Here is a 14999-nt window from a genome sequence, read left to right on the forward strand (position 1 = left end):
GCTCGGTCCAGGCGTTGGTGGCGGTGCCGCTGCCGGACGGGCGGACGCTGCTGGCCTCCGGCAGCTTCGACCGCACGGTGCGGTTGTGGGACCCCACGACGAGTGAGCAGGTGGGCCACACTGAGACACCAAGGAGGGTGTATGCGCTATCTCAGCTACCAGACGGCCACCTCGCCGTAGGCTACGGTAACCAGGTCGCCGTCATGCGCCTATCCGCTGACCTTTCCTAAAGACACCCGACAAGAAAGTCCGTACCGCCCACGTGATGGCCTGTTACAGCCCTTCCCCGAGGGGCTAACCGGGGGCACCGAAGCGAACAGCCACGTACGTCGGCGAACGCCCACGGCCGAAAAACCCTTACCTAGCAGCAGGTTTCGGCACTTCCAGCGCGGACATCATGGCGTTCACACCGAAGAGGTCACTGGTTCGATCCCAGTATCGCCCACCGCAGCTCAAGGGCCGTTTTCGATGACCGGAAACGGTCCTTGATCCGTTCAGGGGGTCTAACTATTGCCCCCCACCCAGCTAGCGCCACGAAGAGCCCGTCCACCGCCTCCGCGCTGTGTGTCAGGACCGAGCGCAGTTGGTGGCGGTAGACCTTCTCCATTACGACCGTCCCGGCGTTTCCGACAAGATCGGCAACCTGCTCCAACGTCAGCCCGAGCGCCGAGGCGATCGAGACGCTGCCGTGCCGTAGCTCGCGGGGCGCCCAGTCCTTCTCGCTCAGCCCTGCCTGAAGAGGAACTTGCCGATCCCCTCTGAGGGCGCGCCCCCTCAGTCCCAGCCAGATGCCCAAGACCTTGTCGAGATACGAGCAGTCCTAGCTAGAGATCTACCGAGTGCGGCGAGCACCTGCCCGGCGCCAGGGCCGCCGCCTGGTGTACCGATAGAAAGTCGGCGCCTGCGGGCGCGGTTCGGTCCGGAGCGGCGGCCCCGCACGGCATGGGTCGCGTCGTCGTCATTGCATCGCTCCTCGATCAGCGCGGCCCGACCGGCGATGTGTGGCCCTGTGCGGTGGTCAACTCCTGCGACAGGTAACCGACCTGTTGCAGTAGTGAGAACTGGTCCTGGATGGTCCAGTTGTCGACCACCTTGCCGTGCTCGAAGCGCCAGATCGACATGACGCGTACCTCGACCCGGCTGCCGCTCGGTGGGAGACCACCATAGGTCCCGGAGTGCGTGCCCTTCCAGACCACCCGCACGACCACGGTGTCGTCGACCGCGATCAGGTCTTCGATCTCCGTCGTCAAGTCGGGGAAGCCGGCGAGCCTGCGCAGCACGGTCGTACGGGGCCCGTCGACACCCACGACGAGGCCGTTGGTGCGGAACTGTGGGCTGAACAGGTCGTCGGCCATTGTCGGGGCGGTGGTCCAGCCTTCGGTGAACCACCGCCGGGCGAGGGAGGCGTTCGTGGTCGAATTCGCCTGATCGGTCACGACGCACAACCTTTCATCGGTGCCGGTGCCGGTGCCGGTGGCGGTCTCGGGCTCGAGGCGGCATCAGTGGGCCGCGTGACGCAGGCGAGGCAGGTACGCGCCGATGCCGGGCCGGATGAACAGCACGGCGCCAAGGGCGACCGAGATCAGCCTGCTGAGGCTGAGAAAGGCGCGCTGGCCGGCCGTTTCACCTTCATGGAACGCGATCAACAGCTCGGCGACGCCGGTCACCGCGGCCCACGCGGCCACTCAGACGACCAGAGTGAGGACCGTGATGCCCGGCCACGCCAGGGCCACCACGCCGGCCGCGGCGTCCAGCACGGCGAGCCCGGTCCGGTACACGGCGTGTCCGCCGCCACGACCAACGAGGGCGCGGCTGAGGTTGGCGCCCGCGGCGATGAACGCGTAGAGCGCGAACAGGATGGCGACCGCGACGAGGGTCACACCCGGCCAGGCGACCGCGATTATGCCGAGTCGTGGTCACTGACCGGACGCAAGTGGGCGCAGGCGGGAGTTCTCGCCGAAGGGGTGCGCACCAGCGTCGCCGTCACCGCGTACGACCAGGACTGTCTTGCCTGGCCGGCGCGGCAGCCGCCCGCTCTCGTAGGCGGACCGCCCGTCGGCGAGCGGGAAGGTGCGGGCGATCACCGGCATCAGCTCGCCGGCGTCGACCATCGCGGCGATCCGTTGCAGCTCGGCACGGTCGGGTCGCACGATGAAGAACATCGCGTGGACCTGATGGTCATCGGCAAGCTGTCGGGACGGCGGGGCGACCAGCGTGATCAGGCGCCCGCCGGGGCGCAGCACGCGGTACGAGCGGTCGTGGGTTGTGCCGCCCTGCGTGTCCAGCACCACGTCGATGTCGGATAGCAGCTCGTCGAAGCTCTGGGTGGTGACGTCGATGAAGTCGTCGGCACCCAGCTTACGCACCATGTGCGCGTGCTCCGGGAGGTCCGTGGCGATGACCCGGGCGCCGAGGCTCGCGGCCAGCTGGACGGCGTAGACGCCCACTCCTCCGGCCGCGCCGTGGATCAGGACCGTTTCGTCGGGCCCGAGCCCGGCGTGGTCGACCAGGGCTTGCCAAGCGGTGAGCGCGGCGAGCGGGAGGGCGGCGGCCTCGGTGTGTGTGACGGACCGCGGCTTGGCGGCGACCGCGGCCGCCGGCACTGTCACGAACTCGGCGGCCGCGCCGTCGCGGTCGAAGTCGACGAGTGCGTATACTTCGTCGCCGGTCGCCAGGTCGCTCACGTCGCTGCCGAGCGCGGCAACGGTACCGGACACCTCGTGGGCCGGGATCATCGGAGTACGGGCGGTGCCGTCGCGGGTGGTCCAGGACAGATCCCAGTCGAGTTCGGCGAAGGTGATCGCGGCCGCGTGTACGGCCACGAGGACCTCGCCGGCCGACGGTCTGGGTCGGGGAGCGCTCTCGAAGACCAAGCGCTCCGGGCCGCCTCGCACGTGTCCTCTGATTGCCATCATCGTGTCCACAGTGGATCCTCCAGAAGGTGTGCTGCTTGGTTCGGGCCGGTGCTCGCGGGTGAGCTGTGCGCGGGCCGGCCGCCCGGTCGTCGTGGCGCACGCGTGATGGTCGTACCGGCGCGGCCGGCGAGGACGTCGGCGGCGTCGGCGAGCGCGCCGATTGCCGCGGGGTGCCCGGACGCCCGGGCGAAGCGCTGGCAGGCCTCCACCTTCGGGCCCATGGAGCCTGCCGGAAACCGCAGTCGCGTCAGTTCGTCGACGTCGATGGCCCGGATCGGTTCCGCCTGCGGGGTACCGTACCCGCGGATGACCCCTGGCACGTCGGTCAGGACCAGCAGCCGATGGGCGCCCAGGGCCAGGGCCAGGTACGCGGCGGTGAGGTCCTTGTCCACGACGGCGTCCACCCCGGACAGTCGACCGGAGGCGTCGGCCGCCACCGGTGCGCCGCCCCCGCCGCCGCACACGACGATCGTGTCGCGGTCGATGAGCGTGCGTACCGTGTCCAGCTCCACGACGCGGCCGGGTTCCGGTGACGGCACCACGCGCCGCCACCGCGGACCGTCGGCCGCGACGCTCCACCGGTACCGGGCGGCCAGCGCAGCGGCCTCCTCGCGCGAGTAGTCCGGGCCGATGAACTTGGTGGGGGTATGGAACGCGGGGTCGCGGTCGTCCACCACGGTCTGGGTGACCAGGGCTGCCACCGGCCGGTCGACGCCGGCCGCGGTCAGCTCCTGGACCAGCCAGTACCCGATCATGCCCTGGGTCTGTGCGGTGAGCACATCCAGCGGGTACGGCCGGCTGAGACTGGCGTCAGACTGGCTTTCCAGCGCCAGCACCCCGACCTGCGGCCCATTGCCGTGGCAGATGACCAGCCGGTGCTCGGCGGCCAGCGGGGCCAGCGCCCGCGCGGCGCGACGGACGTGCCGTCGCTGGATCGCCGCGTCGGGTCGCTGTCCTCGTTCGAGCAGGGCGTTGCCGCCCAATGCGATCACGATGAGCACGGATCAGCCCGCCAGCGCGCGCAGGAGCACGGCCTTGACAGTGTGCAGCCGGTTCTCCGCCTGGTCGAACACGATCGACCGCTTGGACTCGAAGACCTCCTCGGTAGCCTCGGCGCCGTCGATGCCGAACTGCCGGTACAGCCGGGCACCCAACGCGGTGTCCCGGTTGTGTACCGCGGGCAGGCAATGCATGAATTTGGTGCCCGGCTTACCGGTGGCGGCCAGTACCTCCTCGGTGACCCGGTACGGCAGCATCATCGGGATTCGCGTGGCCCACAGATCGTCGGACTCGCCCATGCTGACCCACACGTCGGTGTAGACGAAGTCCGCGTCGCGTACCGCGGCGTTGAGGTCGTCGGTGACCAGGATCTTGGCGCCGCTGCGCCGGGCCACCTTCTGTGCCGCGGCGACCACGTCCGCGGGAGGCTGCCGGTCGGCCGGTGCGGCGATGCGCACGTCCATACCCAGCAGTGCCGCGGTGACCAGCAGTGAGCGGGCCACATTGTCGCTGCCGTCACCGGCGAAGCAAAACGCGATGTCGGTCACGTCGCCCGGGTGGTGGTCGGTCATGGTGAGGATGTCGGCCAGGGACTGGGTCGGGTGCCATTCGTCGGTCAGTCCGTTCCATACCGGCACGCCGGCGTGTTGGGCCAGCTGTTCGACGGTGTTCTGGGTGTACCCGCGGAAGGCGATGCCGTCGAACATTCGTCCCAATACCCGCGCGGTGTCCGGGATGGACTCCTCGCGGCCGATGTGCGAGCCTTCCGGGCCGAGGTAGGTGACGCTAGCGCCCTGGTCGTGGGCGGCCACCTCGAACGCGCAGCGGGTTCTGGTCGAGTTCTTTTCGAAGACCAGCGCGATGTTCAGCCCGCGCAGTCGCATCGACTCCGTGCTTCGACGTCGCTCGTCGCGTAGCCTGCGGGCGTCGTCGACGAGGGTGAGGAACTGCTCCTTGTCAAGGTCCAGGTCACGCAGCAGCGAGCCCGGGTGGCGGGGGAGGGTCATGGTGAGGACTCCTTGGGCAATTCCGGATCGGACGTCACAGCGGGTGGCGGCGCAGCGGGCAGCTCATGCAGCGCGCTCCTCCCCTGCCTCGCCCGAGTTCGCTGCCGGCCAGGGCGATTACGTCGATTCCGGCTCGGCGCAGCATGGTGTTGGTGGCCTCGTTGCGGTCGTAGCCCATGACCACGCCGGGGGCGATCGCCAGGAAGTTGTCGGCGTCGTTCCACTGCTCGCGGGCCGCGGTGCCGCTGTCCTCGTCGGCGATCAGCATCCGTACCCCGTCGATGCCCATTGCCGCGGCCAGTGCCGGTGCCACGCCTTCGCCGGGCTGCACGTCCAACTCGTCGGGGTGGTCGCCGGGGGTCAGCTGCCAGCACCGGATCCGCTGCCAGTCCAGGTACGGGTAGGCGACGAAGGTGTCGACGTCGACCATGGTCAGCACCGTGTCCAGGTGCATCGCCGAACGTGCCTTGGGCAGTTCGATGACGAGTACGAGGCGGGCCGCGCCACTGGCGAACAGTCGCCGCGCCAGCGCCTCGATGCCCATCGGGGTACTGCGCTCGCCCATCCCGACCATCACCACGCCCGGCGCGAGGACATGCACGTCGCCGCCCTCCACAGTGGATCGCTCGTGGACGATGTCGCCGCTGTCCCCGAGATAGACGCGGAAGCCGAGGTTCGCGAACCGGGGATGGAACCGGTACACGGTGAGCGTGTTGATGGATTCCCGGCGACGGGCCGGTTTGGCCATCGGGTTGACGCTGACCCCGTCGCCGATCCACGCCGCGTTGTCCCGCTGGAACAGGGTGTTCGGCAGCGGCGGCAGGACGAAGTCCTCGACGTCCAGGGCCTGCCAGGCCAGGCTGGGGCGGGTCAGCGGCGACAGGTCCGACTTGGTCAATCCACCGATCAGGTACCGCGACAGGTCGGCCGGCCCGGTGTCGTCCAGCAGGGCGCGGACCTCCCGGGCCAGGGTCTCGCCGAGCCGATCGGCGGTGCATACGTGATTCAGCGCGAAAGCCCGTCCGCCCGGAGTGGACAGTGCCTCGGCCAGCAGGTCACCGAACAGGTGTACCGTGACGTCGTACTCGTGCAGCGCTTCGACGAACTCGTCGTGCTCGGCGCGCGCACGGCTGGCCCACAGCACGTCGTCGAACAGCAGATCGGCGACGTTGCCCGGGGTGAGCCGGTCCAGTTCCAGGCCGGGCCGGTGCACGATGACCTCGCGCAGTGCGCCGATCTCCGAGTCCACCCCGAGCGCGAGGGCACTGCCGGTGGCACTGATGGTGCTCACTGCCCTACCTCCGTTGCCAGCGGGCCCACCGGGGTCTCACCGAATTCGTGCCGCGTCGTCTTGAGCCAGACATAGACGGGTATCCCGAGGAGGATGCAGAACAGCCCGTAGTACACGGCCTGGTAGCCGCTTCCGGCCAGGGACCAGAAACTGAACGCCAGCGCGAGCGCGCTGACCGCCACGTCCCGGACCAGGTGCCCGGCCCGCAGCCGCCGGCCCTCGACCACCAGCCAGTAGAGCTGTGCCGCCGCGGAGAACAGGTATGGAACCACCGCGGTGAGCACGGACAGCAGAACTACGGTGGTGAACACCTTGGCGAAGCTGCTGTAGCTGACGATGGTCAGGACCGAAGCCAGCACGGTGCCACTCACAATGCCGAAAGCGGGTACGCCCCGGCGGCTCTCGTGCTGGAAACGGTTGGGGAACAACCGGTCGCGCGCCGCCGCCTGGGAAATTTCGCCCACGATCAGGCTCCAGCCCACCAGTGCGCCGAGGCCGGAGACGATCGCCGCGACCGCGATGGTGTCGCCGGCCCACCGGCCGCCGAAAATGGCGTTGGCGGAGTCGGTGAACGGGGCGCTGGAGGCGGTCAATGTGTCGTGCGGGACGGTGCCGAACACGGTGACCGTGCCCAGCAGGTAGACCACGGCACAGGCGAGGGTGCCCAGTACGGTTGCCCTCCCGACGTTGCGCTGCGGATCGCGCACTCGGCCGGCGGCCACCGACGCCGTCTCGATACCGATGTAGGCGAACAATGCGATCGCTCCGGCCGCGCTGATCGCGCCGATCGCGGAGCCGCCGCTGGCGTTGAACGCGCCGAAGTTCGCCGATTTGACGAAAACCAGCCCGACCGTTGCCATGAACAGAAGCGGGACGAACTTCAGGATCGTCGTCAGTACCTGTACCGCGGCGATGCTGCGCAACCCGGCCAGGTTCACCGCGGCCGGCAGCCACAGCCCGACCATCGCGATGATGATCGACCAGCTCTTGGCGTGCGAGGTGTTCCAGAACACCTCGACGTAGCCGACCCAGGCCACCACGATGGCCGCGTTGCCAGCCCATGCGGTGATCCAGTAACTCCACGCGTTGACGAAACCGGCGAAGTCACCGAACGCGTCGCGGGCGTAGAGGTACGGTCCGCCGGACCCGGGTACTCGACGGCCCAGCGCCCCGAATGTCAACGCCAGCGCGAGCGCGCCGACCGTGACGAGTCCGAACGCGATCAGCGAAATGGGACCGTAGGCGGCGAGGGCGGAGGGCAGCGCGAACACGCCGGTGCCGATGACCGACCCGACCACGAGCGCCGACGCCGCGGGAAGGCCGAAGCCGCGTGAGGGCGGCGCACCGGTCGGGTCGACCTCCGTGGCAGCCGGGCGCTGTCGCGATGTCGTGGTCATCTCACAACCCCTGCTGCTCAAGCCAGCCGAGGCAGGATTCGGCCACCGATCGCCAGCCGCTGTCGATGGTCAGCGAGTGGCCGCGGTCGGGGAACTCGATGAGGTCGGTGACCGCGCTGGAGTGCCGGTACTGCTTGAGGGTCGACTTGGTGATGGCCTCCGGCACCGTGTGGTCCTGGCCGCCCATCACCAGCAGCAGCGGTCCGCGGTTCTCGTTGTCAGTCGCCACCTTGGCAGGCGAATGCAGGGAGAAATTCGCCGCGGCCGCCTGGAACAGCGGTCTGCCCGGCGCCGGGATGGCCCACCGGCGGTAGAGTTCGTCGGATTCCTCGGGGCTGACCGCATTGCCGAAGCTGTACCGAAACTCCTCAGCGGTCAGCGAGACCGCCCGGTGCACATTGGCCGGGTTCTTGAACACCGGCAGCGTCGAGTGCAGCGACGACAGAGGTAGCGGAAGCACGCCCTTGATTTGCGCGGCGTCGATGGCGATCGCGGCGGCGCCGAGGTTCTCGCCGAGCAGCTTCTCGGCGATCATTCCGCCGAACGAGTGCCCGACGATGACCGGCGGTTGCGGCATCTGGCCGATGATGTCGGCGTAGTGGTCGGTCACCTCCTCGATGCCCTTGCCGGCGATGGAATCCGGAGTGGCCCGGGCCCGCTCGACGGTCTCGAGCACGCCCGGCCAGCCGGGTGCGGTCGGCCGGTAGCCGGCCTTGCCGAAGAGGTCGATCCAGCCCGCCCACGAGGAGGGATGGAGCCAGAGCCCGTGAATGAAGACGACGGGGGTGCGGGTGTCGGTCATGATGGCGACCTGTCTGTGAGAGTCGGATAGCCTGCGGTGTTCCGGCGCGGGCCGCGGTCGTCGCTTCGGTGAGCTGACTTCGGCTCGCGGTGAGGTGGTCAGTGCCGGTGGTGCTTCGCCGCGGGGGACCGGGCACTCGTCTGCGAGGTCCGGTCCCCCGCGATCCCCCTGGTTCGGGCCTCAGCCTGCGTCGTTGGCGGCGTCCAGCACGATCCGCACGACGGCATCGGGATGCGACACCATCACGGCGTGCGAGGAGTGCACCGTCTCGATGTGTGCGTTCGCACGCCGCGCCATGAACTTCTGCCCGGCCGGTGCGATGGCGTTGTCGTCCAGCGTGATCAGGTCCCAGGTGGGCACCGTCTTCCACGCCGGAGCGCCCGACTTCTCGGTCTGCGCCGTCAGCGACAGCGGCCGCTGGGTCACCGCCATCTGCGCTGCGGTGGAAGCGTTGACGTCCCCGGCGAACACCGCGCGGAAGTCCTCGGGCTTGATGCTGATGTCGTAGTTGGTCCCACCGGGCACGGACGGATCGGGGAACGGGCGCACCAGCGTGGTGTCCGGTCCCAGCTTCGACGGGTATGTGGTCGGGTCGGGCACGTCCGCGATGCTCTCGCCTTCATCCGGGATGAACGCACCGACATACACCAGGGCCTTGACGTTGGGCACGCCGCGGGCGGCATTGGTGATGACGGCGCCACCGTAGGAGTGCCCGACCAGCACGATCGGGCCGCTGATGGTCTGCAGGATCGAGCGCACGTAGTCGGCGTCGCTGGTCAAGCCGCGCACCGGATTCGGGGCAGCGACAACCGGATATCCGAGACGCTGCAGGGCGGCGATGTCTGCGTTCCAGCCGCTGGAGTCTGCGAACGCGCCGTGGACCAACACGATCGTCGGCCGCACCGGGGCCCTGTGGGCGTTGGCAGAGGCGGAGGCCGTGGTGGCACCCAGCGACATCAGAGCGAGAGCGGCGGTACCCGCGGCGGCAGTCAACGTGACGCGCCTCCACCTCGCCCTGAGCCGATTTCTGGTGGACATGAGAGTTCCCTTCCTCTGAGGAAGCTGACGCGCAACGGTGGGGAGGAACTGCGCTTGTTGCGCTGTAGTGACGTTAGGATCGGCCGCCACCCGACGACTTGAGTCAACCGACTGCGGACGTTGCTGCGCCTGTACCCGTTTGCCGAAGACGGACGTCCGGAGTCTCGGTCACCGCATGTCTCTCAGTCGCGTGACGCAAGACGATGCCTGGGCAGCGCTCCTAGCGTCCTCGGCGATGGAAGTGGAGGCGGAACATGGCGGATATCAATAAGGTCGGTTTGCTGTTGGTGGACCCGGAGGTCCGGGTCGTCGTCTTCGGGTTGGCTCACACCGGACATGCGTCCTTCGCCGGCGAACCCGGTCCCGCCCGGCTGCGGGCGATGTTGTCGCGCCTGCTGGAGGCCAGCGATGCCGACCAACGTCGCAGCTGGTTGTCCGACAGCGTCGAGAACAGTCCGATCACCGTCGACCAGGTGCGCGCCGCGTTCGGCGACGAGGTCATCAAGGACCTGGCCAGATACGCGCAGAGCAGCGCGGTGGATGTCACCTGGCAGCTCTCGGCGTTACTGCCTGATCTGGTCGATGCGTTGACGCCCGGCGGGAATCTCGTACGCACGAGCGAGCTGCGGCGTGAGCTCGACGCGGCAGCTGCCGCGGGCGATCAGACATCGGGGCCGTTCGGCCCGCGCTTGTATTGACCGAGGCCGGGGTTACGGGTGGACCGGTTCCGCGGGGACCGGTCCACCGCTATATGAAGACGTCTCGGCCAGTCACGCTCACCAGACGGGGACGAGGCCGCCGTCGATACGGAAGTCACTGCCGGTCACGTTGGCGGTACGATCGCTCGCGAGCAGGACGACCAGCTCGGCGACCTCGTCCGGTCGGCTGAATCGTCCTGTGAGCATCTCGTGTGCCGCCTTCTGCGCCACCGTGGCGGCGTCGGTCCCGGTCGCGCCGGCGACGGTTTCCGCCACCCCGCCCTCGCCCAGCCACAGAGCGGTCGCCACTGGTCCGGGACTCACCGTGTTCACTCGAATCCCGCGTGCACCGACCTCTTTGGACAGTGCCTTGGAGAAACTGGCCAGAGCGGCCTTGGCGGCGCTGTAGTCGATGACCGCCGGGTCGGAGAGCACCGCGTTGACCGAGCACACGTTGACGATCGATCCTCGACCGGCGGCAAGCATCGCGGGCAGAGCGGCCCGGGTGGCGCGGACCGCGGTGAGGAGGTTGAGGTTCAGCGTCTCCAGCCAGTCGTTGTCGGTCACCGACAGAAACCCGTTGGTGCGGGCCGGTGCGGCGCCGACGTTGTTGACCAGCACGTCAATACGGTTGCCAGCGGCGGCGATCAGCTCCGCCGGGCCCTCCGGGCGGGCGAGATCGACCTGCACCATGGTCAGGCCGTCCGCGGCGAGTTCGGGCGCGCTGCGGCGGGCTCCCGCGTACACGCGCGCGCCGGCGCGCAGCAGTGTTTGGGCCACTGCCAGCCCGATGCCTCGGCTCGCCCCGGTGACCACGGCAACTCGATCCTGCAACTCCAGTTCCATTGCTCCAGTGCAACGGGCATGGGCCGTCACGGCTTGAGTCGTTCGACTGCGCCAGATGCCGCGATATCGCGCGCCGCGATTCCGTGAGTCGCGGCGGCAGTCGGTCGACGCAAGGCGCGGTGTCCTGGCGGCCATACGCTTGCCGGCATTCCACACGATCGGCTCTGGGGTTTACCGATGTCAGCACAGTATCGGCGGTCGTCGCACCGCCTCGCCGCCCTCCGGCTTCCGATCGACGCCCCGCAGAGAAGTAAGCGGGCTCTGCCGTCGTCACATCGACGGGCACTGGCCAGGCAGCGTGCGTTCACGGACACGCTGCAACGGTTGATCCAGCCGCCCCGGACAGTCCGCTGCGAGGTGAGCGGGCTGCGGATCTCGGCGCGGTGCGAGAGCGCCGACCCGGGGGCACCCTTTGGCGGCGACTGGTATCTCGTGGCGGCCCAGGCCGACGGGGACGTCGTGCTGGCCGTCGGTGATGTCACTGGTCATGGATTGTCCGCCGCCGCCATGATGGTGCAGCTGCGCTTCGCCATGGCCGCCTATGTCGCCGAAGACGTTCCACCAGCGGTGGTGCTCGGCCGGCTCAACGCGCTGCTGTGCGGGTCGGGCAGGGGCCTGTTCGCGAGCGCGGTCGTGGCGCGGTACCGCCCGGCCAGCGGTGAACTGCGCTGGGCTCGGGCCGGGCACCTACCGTTGCTGCTGGTCAGCGGAGCCCGCGTCCTCGCGCTGCCGAACCCGGACGGGCCGCTTCTCGGGCTGACCGAGGCGGCTGACTTCCGTCACAGCAGCGTCTGGCTGCGACCAGGTGAGCGGATTGTCGGATATACCGACGGCATGGTGGGCCGCGGCTCGATCGACGAAGGAATCAGTCGTCTGGCCGGCCGTATTCAGCGGGCGCTCGCGTGTTCCGACGACCTCCTCGACCGGCTCGACTACCGAAGCGCTGGCGACGATGCGTGCGTGCTCGTTGCACAGCGGCTCGCCTAGCTCAGGGTGAGCCGAGCGGTTCGATGATGGGTGTCGAGCCGAGCACTGAGTGCAGTTTGGTGCGCGATGTGATTCCCAGCTTGGGATAGAGCCGATAAAGGTGGGAGGCGACGGTCCGCTCCGACAGGTACAGCCGCTGCGCGATCTCCCGGTTGCTGTGCCCCGCGGCGGCCAGCTGGGCGATCTGGAGTTCCTGCGCGGACAGCAGGGTCCAGAGCGCGTCCCGACCGTTCTGGCTCTCCTCCCCGGCAGCGCGTAGCTCGCGTCGCGCGGTGGCGGCCCAGGACGTGAGTCCGAGCGCGGTGCAGGCGTCGCGTGCGGCACGCAGTGGACGGCGGGCGTCGGCGATACGCCTCCTGCGGCGCAGCCACATGCCGTACTGGAGCAACAGTCGCGCGCGGTAGGACGGCCACCGGGACAGTTCGGAGGCGAGGACTTCCTGGAATGCCAGGTCCGCCGCATCGCCCTGCGCGAGGAACGGTCGCGCGTACAGTGCGGCCGCCTCGGTCCAGGGCGAGGCCGCGGTACCCGGCGGGGTCGCGAGTTGCGAGATCAGCTCCCGGGCCTCGTCGATCCTGCCGGTGGCAGCGGCGGCCTCGGCGAGGTCCCCGAGAACCCAGGTGCTCTGCACCGTGTGGAAGGCCGGATCAGCGGGGTTGGCGGTACGGGCGAGGTGGCTGAATGCCGCGTCGTAGCGGCCGGTACTGATCGAGCTGATGCCGCGAACGAACTGCAGGCCGCACAGCACGGGATTCATTCGCAGGGGCAGAACGATCGCCTCGGCCTGTGCCGCGAGGCGTTCGGCCGTTTCGCTGTCACTGCGCATCGCGGCGATCATCGCCTGCGCCAGCATGCTCGCCGCCGACCACAGTGGCTGACCGGTCTCCACCGCGACCCGGTGGCATTCATCGGCCGCGGGCAGGGCGGTCTTCCAGTCGGCGAGAGCGATCGCCTGCCACGCGTACCCCGACAGTGCGTGCGGCAGGGCGCGGAACCGGCCGGCGGCGCGGAGGTTGTCGATAACGTTTGCCTGCAGGGCGGCCAGGGCCGGGTCGGCGCTGACCAGGAACACCGAGGTCACCAGCGCGGACGCGCCGGCGTCCAGGTCCTCGCGGCGGATGCGGGCCACGCGTTCACGGATGGCCGCCGCCTGCCCGGCCGGGTCGGTGAACCCGAGGATCGTCAGTCGCAGCGGGTCGTCGGTGGGCACAGGTAGCCGCTGGACCTCGGCGATCAGGCGCTCCCGCGCCTCCTGGCCGGGATCGGCGGACCACGTGTGTCCGGCCGCGGCAAGCAGCAGGCGGATCACCAGTTCAGTGTCGCCGGTCCGCCGCACAGACTCGGCGAGGTCGACGAGCATTCGCACGCGGGTCGGATCGCCAGGCATTCCCGGGTCCACCGCATCACGGACCAACACTGCCCGTGCCCGTTCACCCAGCGTGGGCAAGTCTGATGCACAGTTGTCGATCAGTTGTGCGGCCCGGTCGGGCTGGCCCAGTTCGACGACGAGTTCCGCGGCGTGCAGGTACCTGGTCGACCGCTTTCGCGGATCGGGAGACAACGCGGCCGCGCGTTGCCAGGCGGTTGCGCTTACCGCGTGGGAGCCGCGCCGCGCGGCCGCCACTGCCGCCTGTTCCATCGCGGCGGCAACGGATTCGTCCTGGCCGACGGATCCTGCGGCCAGATGCCACGCGCGGCGCTCGGGATCATCGACCAGGATCTGCGCGAGCGCCGAGTGGGCGGCCAGCCGGTCCTGCCTGCTGGCGGCCTGGTAGATCGCTGATCGGGCCAGCGGGTGCCGGAAGGTGACGCGGTCGTCGGCCAGGTCGATCAGCCCCGCGTCGATCGCCGGTGTCAGGTTTTCGGCGGTGGCTGCCGGATCCGACAACATCCGGGCGGAGGCGGTGAGCACCTCACGGAGGCTGCTGCCGTCGTCCGCGGCGCACAGGGTGAGCATCTTCTGAGTAGCCCGGCTCAGCTCGCGCAGCCTGGCCGCGAAGCTGCGCTCGAGGCGATCGGTGAGCGGCAGGATGTGGGGTGCCGCCGTGGCTTTGTCGATGGTCGATGGCAGCTCGACGAGCGCCAGCGGGTTGCCCTGCGCGGTGCGCAGCACCTCGGCGCGGGCCTGCTCGCTCAGACCGGGGTGCCGGGTGCGCAGCAGCTGCTCGGCGGCGCCTGCGTCGATGCCGGTCAGCGGTATGACCGGCAGTTGGGCGTCCAGCAGTCCCGAATCGTAGTCGCCGCGCACCGCGGCCAGCAGCAGCACCGGATCGGCTTGCAGCCGGCGTGCCACGAACGCCAAGGCGCCTGCCGACGCGGCGTCGAGCCAGTGCGCGTCATCGACCAAGACGACAAGTGGCGTGTCAGCGGCCCCGCCGCACAGCAGGCCGAGCGCCGCGAGCGCCACCAGATACGGTGCCGGGGCGGCCGCGTCCACCTGGCCGAAGGCCGCGGCGATCGCCGTCTGCTGGATCTCCGGCAGTGCCGCGGTGTGCGCGGCCAGTGGATGGAGGATCTGGTGGAGGGCCGCGAAGGGAAGCCTCGCCTCCGACTGGACGCCGTTGGCCCGCAGCACCCGAAAGCCGCGGCCGGTGGCATCGGCCGCCACGGCTGCCAACAGGGACGACTTCCCGATGCCCGCGTCGCCGCTCAGGACGAGGCAACCGCCGCCGGTGTCAAGTCGGGCGAGGTGATCCGCCAATCGCGACATTTCCGATTCGCGGCCGAAGAGTTTGGCGCTCCCTTCGGTCAACCTTCCCCACCTTGATCGATGTCGCATATGTGATTTGTCATGGCGTACGTCCGCATCCCATACCGGATGACCTGCTTCTCTTCGCCCTGACGCGGGCCCGGCGATGCTATCAGGCGGGCGGACGACAGTTCCGGCAACCGCATGACGGGACGTCCCCACGCGGCCGAGGTGGAGTCACCCGCGCCGAGCGCAATGCAGCATTTTTGCGGTATCGCATTTGCCCGCCACGGCTGAAGATCATTACCGTCGGAACTGGTAGCCACACGC

At 69.2% G+C, this 14999-nt stretch carries 16 protein-coding genes; 3 read left to right on the forward strand and 13 right to left on the reverse strand.

The genetic code is table 11. The annotated features are described in order from the left end of the window. Positions 1-23: 23 nt before the first annotated feature. Positions 24-230 (forward strand): hypothetical protein, encoded by a 207-nt coding sequence (locus tag ABD352_RS57740; protein ID WP_425553682.1) that lies wholly within the window; start codon positions 24-26, stop codon positions 228-230. A gap of 188 nt (positions 231-418) precedes the next feature. On the opposite strand, the gene ABD352_RS28465 is transcribed toward ABD352_RS57740, so the two are convergent. The 11 genes from ABD352_RS28465 to ABD352_RS28515 all read right to left on the reverse strand — a co-directional run bounded on the left by ABD352_RS28465 (position 419) and on the right by ABD352_RS28515 (position 9539). Further along, the gene (locus ABD352_RS28465; protein ID WP_344615576.1) at positions 419-796 is read right to left on the reverse strand and encodes a site-specific integrase; all 378 of its coding nucleotides are present in this window, start codon (positions 794-796) and stop codon (positions 419-421) included. A 181-nt stretch (positions 797-977) separates the two neighbouring features. After that, a complete protein-coding gene (locus tag ABD352_RS28470; protein WP_344615577.1) occupies positions 978-1436 on the reverse strand; it encodes an ester cyclase in 459 nt (152 codons plus the stop codon). 63 nt (positions 1437-1499) lie between these two features. Continuing rightward, positions 1500-1685 (reverse strand): hypothetical protein, encoded by a 186-nt coding sequence (locus tag ABD352_RS28475; protein WP_344615578.1) that lies wholly within the window; start codon positions 1683-1685, stop codon positions 1500-1502. Further along, positions 1686-1904 (reverse strand): DUF308 domain-containing protein, encoded by a 219-nt coding sequence (locus ABD352_RS28480; RefSeq protein WP_344615732.1) that lies wholly within the window; start codon positions 1902-1904, stop codon positions 1686-1688. A gap of 12 nt (positions 1905-1916) precedes the next feature. Further along, positions 1917-2915 carry an NADP-dependent oxidoreductase gene (locus ABD352_RS28485; RefSeq protein ID WP_425553673.1) on the reverse strand — a complete coding sequence of 333 codons (999 nt, stop codon included), beginning with the start codon at positions 2913-2915 and terminating at the stop codon, positions 1917-1919. Beyond that, positions 2912-3916: a carbamate kinase gene (locus ABD352_RS28490; protein WP_344615580.1), complete on the reverse strand. Its 1005-nt coding sequence runs from the start codon at positions 3914-3916 to the stop codon at positions 2912-2914. The genes ABD352_RS28485 and ABD352_RS28490 overlap by 4 nt, the downstream gene beginning before the upstream one ends. Before the next feature lie 3 nt (positions 3917-3919). After that, on the reverse strand, positions 3920-4921 hold the full coding sequence (gene argF / locus ABD352_RS28495) for an ornithine carbamoyltransferase (RefSeq protein ID WP_344615581.1): 1002 nt from the start codon (positions 4919-4921) through the stop codon (positions 3920-3922). A 34-nt stretch (positions 4922-4955) separates the two neighbouring features. Further along, positions 4956-6212, reverse strand: a complete 1257-nt coding sequence (locus ABD352_RS28500; protein ID WP_344615582.1) for an arginine deiminase — start codon at positions 6210-6212, stop codon at positions 4956-4958. Beyond that, on the reverse strand, positions 6209-7609 hold the full coding sequence (locus ABD352_RS28505) for an amino acid permease (RefSeq protein WP_344615583.1): 1401 nt from the start codon (positions 7607-7609) through the stop codon (positions 6209-6211). The genes ABD352_RS28500 and ABD352_RS28505 overlap by 4 nt, the downstream gene beginning before the upstream one ends. A gap of 1 nt (position 7610) precedes the next feature. After that, positions 7611-8411: an alpha/beta hydrolase gene (locus ABD352_RS28510; protein WP_344615584.1), complete on the reverse strand. Its 801-nt coding sequence runs from the start codon at positions 8409-8411 to the stop codon at positions 7611-7613. 180 nt (positions 8412-8591) lie between these two features. Then, on the reverse strand, positions 8592-9539 hold the full coding sequence (locus tag ABD352_RS28515; RefSeq protein ID WP_344615585.1) for an alpha/beta fold hydrolase: 948 nt from the start codon (positions 9537-9539) through the stop codon (positions 8592-8594). 164 nt (positions 9540-9703) lie between these two features. Here ABD352_RS28515 and ABD352_RS28520 point away from each other — a divergent pair, with 164 nt between their 5' ends. Continuing rightward, positions 9704-10147 (forward strand): YidB family protein, encoded by a 444-nt coding sequence (locus ABD352_RS28520; protein WP_344615586.1) that lies wholly within the window; start codon positions 9704-9706, stop codon positions 10145-10147. Between the two features lie 78 nt (positions 10148-10225). On the opposite strand, the gene ABD352_RS28525 is transcribed toward ABD352_RS28520, so the two are convergent. Next, positions 10226-10993: an oxidoreductase gene (locus ABD352_RS28525; RefSeq protein ID WP_344615587.1), complete on the reverse strand. Its 768-nt coding sequence runs from the start codon at positions 10991-10993 to the stop codon at positions 10226-10228. Positions 10994-11350: 357 nt separating this feature from the next. On the opposite strand from ABD352_RS28525, the gene ABD352_RS28530 reads away from it, so the two are divergent. Then, the gene (locus tag ABD352_RS28530; protein WP_344615588.1) at positions 11351-11980 is read left to right on the forward strand and encodes a PP2C family protein-serine/threonine phosphatase; all 630 of its coding nucleotides are present in this window, start codon (positions 11351-11353) and stop codon (positions 11978-11980) included. 1 nt (position 11981) lies between these two features. Here ABD352_RS28530 and ABD352_RS28535 read toward each other — a convergent pair whose 3' ends face one another. Then, the gene (locus tag ABD352_RS28535) at positions 11982-14732 is read right to left on the reverse strand and encodes an ATP-binding protein (protein WP_344615589.1); all 2751 of its coding nucleotides are present in this window, start codon (positions 14730-14732) and stop codon (positions 11982-11984) included. Positions 14733-14999 lie beyond the last annotated feature (267 nt).

Origin of the sequence: Dactylosporangium salmoneum (assembly GCF_039532525.1) — a bacterium.
GTDB classification, from domain to species: domain Bacteria; phylum Actinomycetota; class Actinomycetes; order Mycobacteriales; family Micromonosporaceae; genus Dactylosporangium; species Dactylosporangium salmoneum.